A 6,931-nucleotide genomic window follows, 5' to 3' on the forward strand; every position below is an offset into this window, starting at 1 on the left:
CCGAGTGCGCTGCGTCCGCTCGCGAGCGGACGGCGAGGTCCGGCAAGAGCTCGGCGATATCGACGATGCTGGTCGTTGCCGACGATCTTTGAGCGACGCGCTGGGTGATGTCCTGGACGAGGTGGCGAGTGCGTGAACGGGTGGACGGGCTTCCGACCAAAGCGACGATCTTGGGCATGGCATCCTGCTCGTGGAATGAAGCTCAAGTGTTCGCCAAACAGAACCGGATTTCAATGAAACGGACTTTTTAAAGAACGCACTTAAAGAGAATTTCCGTTCCTCGTTCGATGCGCCCAAAGGAAGACGTTCTCTGCGCGCAACAGGATTTCGAAAGCGGAACACCAAAGCACGATGCGCAAGAAAAATTAAACCAAAGGGTTTACAATGCAGCAGACGGTGTTATGTTAAACCTTATGGTTCAAGAACAGACGCACACCCTCGATACCGTATTCCACGCCCTCGCCGATCCGACACGACGGCACATGTTGCGGCGCCTTGCCGAGGGAGAGCGGAGCATTGGAGAACTGGCGGCTCCGCTTCAGATGTCGTTCGCCGGTGCTTCGAAACACGTTCGGACCTTGGAGCGCGCCGGTCTGGTCCGCCGAACGGTTCGCGGCAGGACGCATTTCTGTCGGCTCGAAGCTGCGCCGCTGGAAGCCGCAGACGAATGGATCCGCTTCTACCAGCAATTCTGGAGCCAGCGTCTCGACGCCCTCGAGCGCGAACTCCGCAAGCCTGATGCAGTGACCAACAAAGGAGAGCATCATGAGTGATTACGGTGTCATCACGGAACCCAGGACGATCGTCTTCCGCAGAGTGTTGCCAGGACCGATCGAGCGAGTCTGGGCCTATCTCACAGAATCGGAAAAGCGGGCCAAGTGGCTCGCATCGGGGCCGATGGATCTGCACGCAGGCGGGCTCGTCGAACTGCATTTCCACCATGCGGACCTATCGCCCGAGGCGGACGCAATTCCAGAAAAGTACAAGCATTGCGAGAACGGCGTCACACAAGTCGGGCACGTCATCCGCTGCGAGCCGCCACGATTGTTGAGTCAGACATGGGGCGAAGGGGTGAATGGGGCTTCCGAAGTGACGTTCGAGTTGACCCCGGAGGGGGAGGACGTTCTTCTGACTCTTACGCACCGCAAGCTTCGCGACCGCGACGAGATGCTGAGCGTCGCAGGAGGCTGGCATGCCCATCTCGGCATCTTGGTCGATCACCTGAACGACAGGATCCCACCGCCGTTCTGGACGACTCATCGGAGACTGGAAGGAATTTACGACGGACGCATCGGCTGATCGCGATAAACGGACATTGAAGGTGTTCGGGTATCAAGTGCCCCGAACTCTTCGATGTCCTTGCGCGTTTTCGTTGAAAGACGAATGACGAAAGACGACGCATGGCGGGAACGATGTCCGAAAAGCGATTCAAAGTGGACGACCACGTGAGTTGGAATTCCGAGGCGGGCCGCGTCTCGGGACGCATCATTCGCGTGCACACGAAAGACACCGACTACAAGGGCTACACCCATCACGCGAGCGAGGACGAGCCGCAATATGAGATCCGCAGCGACAAGACCGATCATATTGCCATGCACAAGGGCCGCGCTCTCACGAAGCTGCGATGATCTACTGTACGATCATCCGCTATACGGCGTTGTCGCGGTTCATCGAAAGCTTCTATGGTGGCGCGCTTCCTCCAGCGGCACGAAGAGATCGTACACGACGCCACTCGGTAGAAACGCCACGTTCAATTGACCACCGAGTTCGCTCTTGACGCTGCGCTGGATGAGTCGCGATCCGAACCCCTGATGCTTCGGTGGAGGTACGGCGGGRCCACCGGTCTCGCTCCAGTGCACAATCAGGCGGGGACGTCCGGGGGTGTAGGAATCGATCGTCCAGGCGAGGGTCACGCGGCCGTCGACCGTTGAGAGTGCTCCGTACTTCACGGCATTTGTGACGAGCTCGTGAAGCACGAGACCAAAATTGATGGCGACTCGCGCAGGAAGGCGAACAGGTGGCCCCCGCATCGTGACACGCGTGTCGTGGTCGCGCCGATAGGGTGCGAGCTCTTGATCGGCAATTGCCTTCAGATCCGCATCCCGCCAGGCGTTGCGCGTGAGAAGATCATGAGTCTTGGACAGTGCAAGGAGGCGGCTCTCGAACGAGTCCTTGAAATGCGAGCGATCCGTCGAGGATCTGATCGTCTGACTGGCGATCGACTGCACGGTGGCGAGCGTGTTCTTGACACGGTGATTCAACTCATCGAGGAGCAGGCTCCGCTGCTCTTCAGCATGTTTCCTCTCTGTGATGTCCTGAAAAACGCCGATTGAATAGACGGGCGTCTGATCGAAGTCGAAGAATGTCCTCCCGCGCGAGTCGAACCAGCGGAACTCGCCGTTCGCACGACGAATGCGATACTCTTCGTGGTAGTGGCCGTCAGATTTGACCGCGGCGCGCATCTTGACGAGAACGCGATCCGCATCCCCGGGATGGAGCAGGCGGCGCCATTCCTGCAGCGTCGCGGTCGTTTTATCGGCGGGTAGGCCGAGAAGGAGTGATGCCTGGGTCGACCAGCCGCTCGTCTTGTTGCGATGATCGAACCACCATGTGCCCATGTTGCCGGCTTCCAAGGCGAGGCGCGCACGTTCCTCGGTGGCCTGAAGGGTCCTTTGCCGTTCCGCCACGTCGTTCATCAGGTCGTTGAAGGCTTTCGCGAGAATGCCCAATTCACCCCAACTGCTGCGGGTCGTGACACGGGCGCCGTAATCACCCGCACGCCAGGATTGCACGGCGGCGATCATCTTCTCGAAGGGCTTCGTCACAGAAAAGTGGCCGATGAGCCCGGACAGTGAAAGGGCGAGAATCATGGCGATGCCGATCAGAATGAAACCTCGCCGCGATGCCTGATTGATGACGTTGAAGGCCATTTTCGAGGACAGGCCAACGGTCACGAAAACGTCTTCGGGCGCAACTGTGATCGGCATGTAGCCGTAGATACGCTTGATGCCATCCGGCCCGATCGCTTCGAAGGCGCCGGGCCGGCTTTCGTTCGAATAGCGAAACGTTTGCTCGGAGATGCGCGTGCCGACGAAGTCGCTCATCAGGGGTTGCCGTGCGAGAATGACGCCTTTGCGATCCGCAACCGCGATAGAACTGTCGGGTGGCAGGGCGCGAAGGTTGAGCTGCTGTCCGAGCCAGTTGAGATCGAGGGCGGCGACCATGACGCCGAGAATACCTTCATCCCCGCTGCGCAGGCCGAGCGCCAAGGGAAGGACGGCCGGCGGATTGCTGACGCTGTCGGCAAATCCGCGAGAATATTCACCGATGACGAAGCGGCCCTTCACGTAGGCGTCCTTGAAGAAGTTCTGATCCTTGAAATCTGCGCCGATCGAGACGCCTTGAGCGCAGCGCACGCGTCCGTTGCGATCGAGTACGGCGAGGGCGTCGAGATGAGGGACTTGAGCCTGGAGGCTGCGAAGATATGCGCTGCATTCCGCCTCGTTGAACTGCACGATGGCGGGAACCTCCTCGATCGCCAACAGCAGGTTGTGAACGCCCTCGAATATTCGTCCGAGATCCAGCGAGACGATCTGCGCCTGACGCAGGGCAGTGTCGTTGACCTCAGCCTGGCGCGCCCGGCGCAACGATACTTCGGTATAGGTCCAGATGGCGATCGCCGGCAAGACGGAGATCAACGCCAGAAGGAGCAAACGCCGAGTCAGGGTCATCCGCGGTGTCCCGCCTTCGAGAGGGGTCGACCGAAAGAGAGATAGGCCGGGGACCTTCGCTGGCAAAAGAATAGATCGGGCGCAAAAGGGGGAGGGGTTGCGCGCCGGGCCTCAAAGTGCCACGGACAGCCCCATGGCTCCTCCTCTTCTAACACTGCAGAACGTCGCTCTCACTTTTGGCGGCACGCCGCTCATCACCGATGCGGAAATCACCATCGCTCCGGGAGAACGTGCGTGTCTCGTGGGCCGGAACGGCTCGGGAAAGTCGACCTTGCTGAAGATCGCGGCTGGATTGATCGAGGCCGATCGCGGTACGAGATTCGTGCAGCCGGGCGCCACGATCCGGTATCTCGCGCAGGAACCCGACATCAGCGCCTACCCCTCGACCCTCGCGTATGTGGAAGCCGGTCTCGGGCCGGGCGACGATCCCTACCGCGCGCGCTATCTTTTGGAAAAGCTCGGTTTGACCGGCGAGGAAGCCACCACCAGCCTCTCCGGCGGAGAAGCACGGCGCGCGGCTTTGGCCCATGTGATGGCGCCTGAGCCCGACATTCTGCTCTTGGATGAGCCGACGAACCATCTCGACCTTCCGGCCATCGAATGGCTCGAAGCCGAATTGAGAGCGTCCCGATCCGCCCTGGTGCTGATCAGCCACGATCGCCGCTTCCTGGAAAACCTGTCCCAAACCACCATCTGGCTGGATCGCGGCTTGACCCGGAGGCTAGGGCAGGGCTTCGGCCAGTTCGAGGCCTGGCGGGACAGCGTTCTCGAACAGGAGGAAACGGACCAGCACAAGCTCGACAGGAAACTCGCCGCCGAAGCGGATTGGCTGAGATATGGCGTGACGGCGCGACGCAAACGCAATGTCCGCCGTCTCGGCAACCTCCATGCGATGCGCCAGCAGCGGCGGGATCATAAGCGCGCCGTCGGAACCGTCAGCATGACCGTCAGTGAGGCCGAGCAATCGGGTACGCTGGTCGTAGAGGCCGAAGGCGTATCGAAGGCGTTCGGCGATCGTCAAATCGTCTCCAACCTGTCGTTGCGCATCCTGCGCGGGGATCGTCTCGGGATCGTCGGTCCAAACGGCGCCGGCAAGACGACTTTGCTCAACCTCCTGACGGGCGTTCTCGCGCCGGACGAAGGCCGCGTGCGGCTTGGCGCCAACGTGCAGATGGTGACGCTCGACCAGAGGCGCGCCAGTCTCGATCCGAACGCGACGGTCGCCGAAACACTCACCGGTGGACGGGGGGATACCGTCCTCGTCGGCGGTCAGACCAAACACGTCGTCGGTTACATGAAGGACTTCCTGTTCGCTCCCGAGCAGGCAAGGACACCCGTGAGTGTCCTTTCGGGCGGAGAGCGTAATCGGTTGATGTTGGCGAGAGCCCTGGCGCAGCCGTCGAACCTACTCGTGCTCGACGAGCCCACCAATGATCTCGATTTGGAAACTCTCGACCTCTTGCAGGAAATGATCGTCGATTACGCCGGCACCGTGATCCTGGTCAGCCACGACCGTGACTTTCTCGACCGGACGGTCGGATCCGTGCTCGTGTCGGAGGGACAGGGGCGATGGGTCGAGTATGCAGGCGGCTATACGGACATGGTATCTCAACGCGGCGATGGCGTTCAGGCACGTTCCGTTGAGAAGGAAGCGAAGAGCAAGAATGCTGTCAAGACCGAGAGCGACGGCAGGGCCACGCAACCGAAGCGCAAATTGAACTTCAACGAGCAGCACGACCTGAAGACGTTGCCGAATCGGATGAGCGAAACCGAAAGCAAGATCGCCAAAGTCCAGGAGGTTCTGGCCGACGCGGAGCTCTATTCGCGTGATCCAGCGCGGTTTCAGAAAGCCATGGACGTCCTGTCGGCGCTGCAAGCCGAATTGCACGCGGCCGAAGAGCGCTGGCTCGAGCTCGAAATGCTACGTGAAGAACTCGAAAGCTAGTTCTCCAGACGAGATCGCACGTTCGGTGTTGTTTCTCGCGTCGGACGCATCGAGCTTCGTCACCGGCTCTGCCCTTGCCGTCGATGGCGGCGGCGCGATCATGCGGACGTAGATTTTCGCGCTATGGTTTCTCCTGCACGAACTCGATCCGGTTGCCGACCGGATCGAATACATAGAACCTCTTCACGTCGGGAATGGCGTCGTCCCACAAAACATCGTTCCCCTTGGTGGAGAGATCCCGGCCGAGGGTTTCGATGTCCGACACTGAAAATGCCGGATGGGCCTTCTTGGCCGGGATGAATTCAGCTTCGACACCAAGATGCACTTGCACACCGCCACGCGACAGCCAGACTCCCCCGCGCGCCGCGAGAACAGGCGGTTTGGGTATCTCATTCATCCCGAGCTGGTCGACATAGAACCGGCGGCACAGATCTTCCGATCCCGGAGGAATTGCCAACTGCACATGGTCGATGCGCAGCATCACGCGATCTCCTTTACGCCCGTGACCTCTTGTTCGATCGCGCCGAAAATGGACTGACCTGCCTTGTTCTTCATTTCGATGCGCACGCGATCGCCGAATTTGAGAAACGGTGTCTTTGCCTTGCCATCGAGGATCGCTTCCACCGTTCGCTGTTCGGCGATGCATGAATAGCCGGTGCCTCCCTCGGTCATCGGGCGACCGGGACCGCCGTCCATGCCTTTGTTCGACACGGTCCCCGACCCGATGATGGTTCCCGCGCTGAGCGGACGCGTCTTGGCGGCGTGACTGATCAACGTTGGRAAATCRAASGTCATGTCGATGCCGGCATTCGGGCTTCCGAACGGCGTTCCGTTCAGGTGAGAGAGAAGCGGTAGGTGCACTTTGCCACCATCCCATGCATCGCCCAATTCGTCGGGGGTGACCGCAACCGGCGAAAACGCGGAGGAGGGCTTCGATTGTAGAAATCCGAAGCCCTTGGCGAGCTCGTCGGGGATCAGATTCCGCAGGGAAACGTCGTTGACGAGAAAGATCAGGCGAATTCCGCTCTCCGCCGTGTCGCGGGAGGCGCCCATGGGAACGTCGCCTGTCACGACGGCGATCTCCGCCTCGAAATCGATGCCCCATGATTCATCGCCCGTGATGATGGGATCGCGCGGGCCGAGAAACGCGTCCGAGGCTCCCTGGTACATGAGCGGGTCGGTCCAGAACGATTGGGGCATGTCGGCGCCGCGAGCCTTTCTCACGAGTTCCACGTGGTTCACGTAGGCCGACCCG

8 protein-coding genes and 1 pseudogene are annotated in these 6,931 nt (G+C 60.4%); 5 read left to right on the forward strand and 4 right to left on the reverse strand.

Annotated elements, in window-relative coordinates; all coding sequences use genetic code 11:
• On the reverse strand, positions 1-178 hold a 178-nt coding region (locus tag AC1DT3_RS09140), incomplete at its 3' end, for an NAD(P)H-dependent oxidoreductase (RefSeq protein ID WP_477464947.1).
• 235 nt (positions 179-413) lie between these two features.
• Between AC1DT3_RS09140 and AC1DT3_RS09145 the strand changes: the two genes are divergently transcribed.
• The 3 genes from AC1DT3_RS09145 to AC1DT3_RS09155 all read left to right on the forward strand — a co-directional run bounded on the left by AC1DT3_RS09145 (position 414) and on the right by AC1DT3_RS09155 (position 1,628).
• Entirely contained in the window at positions 414-773 is a 360-nt protein-coding gene (locus AC1DT3_RS09145) for an ArsR/SmtB family transcription factor (RefSeq protein ID WP_477464941.1), read from the forward strand.
• Positions 766-1,299 carry an SRPBCC family protein gene (locus tag AC1DT3_RS09150; RefSeq protein WP_477464942.1) on the forward strand — a complete coding sequence of 178 codons (534 nt, stop codon included), beginning with the start codon at positions 766-768 and terminating at the stop codon, positions 1,297-1,299. Before AC1DT3_RS09145 ends, AC1DT3_RS09150 begins: the two co-directional genes overlap by 8 nt.
• A gap of 113 nt (positions 1,300-1,412) precedes the next feature.
• Complete coding sequence (locus AC1DT3_RS09155) at positions 1,413-1,628, forward strand: hypervirulence associated TUDOR domain-containing protein (RefSeq protein WP_365241728.1); 216 nt, start codon at positions 1,413-1,415, stop codon at positions 1,626-1,628.
• Positions 1,629-1,667: 39 nt separating this feature from the next.
• On the opposite strand, the gene AC1DT3_RS09160 is transcribed toward AC1DT3_RS09155, so the two are convergent.
• Entirely contained in the window at positions 1,668-3,731 is a 2,064-nt protein-coding gene (locus tag AC1DT3_RS09160) for a sensor histidine kinase (protein ID WP_477464943.1), read from the reverse strand.
• Positions 3,732-3,864: 133 nt separating this feature from the next.
• On the opposite strand from AC1DT3_RS09160, the gene AC1DT3_RS09165 reads away from it, so the two are divergent.
• Entirely contained in the window at positions 3,865-5,676 is a 1,812-nt protein-coding gene (locus AC1DT3_RS09165; protein ID WP_477464944.1) for an ABC-F family ATP-binding cassette domain-containing protein, read from the forward strand.
• Positions 5,669-5,788 (forward strand): annotated as a pseudogene (locus tag AC1DT3_RS09170) (SDR family oxidoreductase); the annotation flags it as partial. The gene AC1DT3_RS09165 and the pseudogene AC1DT3_RS09170, both read left to right, overlap by 8 nt.
• A 9-nt stretch (positions 5,789-5,797) precedes the next feature.
• Here the strand turns inward: AC1DT3_RS09170 and AC1DT3_RS09175 are convergent.
• Together AC1DT3_RS09175 and AC1DT3_RS09180 are read right to left on the reverse strand one after the other, a co-directional pair.
• Positions 5,798-6,157: a VOC family protein gene (locus AC1DT3_RS09175; RefSeq protein ID WP_477464945.1), complete on the reverse strand. Its 360-nt coding sequence runs from the start codon at positions 6,155-6,157 to the stop codon at positions 5,798-5,800.
• Positions 6,157-6,931, reverse strand: a 775-nt coding sequence (locus AC1DT3_RS09180) for a fumarylacetoacetate hydrolase family protein (RefSeq protein ID WP_477464946.1), incomplete at its 5' end; no start/stop codon positions are given. The genes AC1DT3_RS09175 and AC1DT3_RS09180, both read right to left, overlap by 1 nt.

This window comes from Microvirga sp. P4_G7, from assembly GCF_056401005.1.

Coding starts and splice junctions, on each gene's coding strand:
- AC1DT3_RS09155 (WP_365241728.1), top strand. CDS start 1,413: ATGTCCGAAAAGCGATTCAAAGTGGACGACCACGTGAGTTGGAATTCC.
- AC1DT3_RS09145 (WP_477464941.1), top strand. CDS start 414: ATGGTTCAAGAACAGACGCACACCCTCGATACCGTATTCCACGCCCTC.
- AC1DT3_RS09165 (WP_477464944.1), top strand. CDS start 3,865: ATGGCTCCTCCTCTTCTAACACTGCAGAACGTCGCTCTCACTTTTGGC.
- AC1DT3_RS09175 (WP_477464945.1), bottom strand. CDS start 6,157: ATGCTGCGCATCGACCATGTGCAGTTGGCAATTCCTCCGGGATCGGAA.
- AC1DT3_RS09150 (WP_477464942.1), top strand. CDS start 766: ATGAGTGATTACGGTGTCATCACGGAACCCAGGACGATCGTCTTCCGC.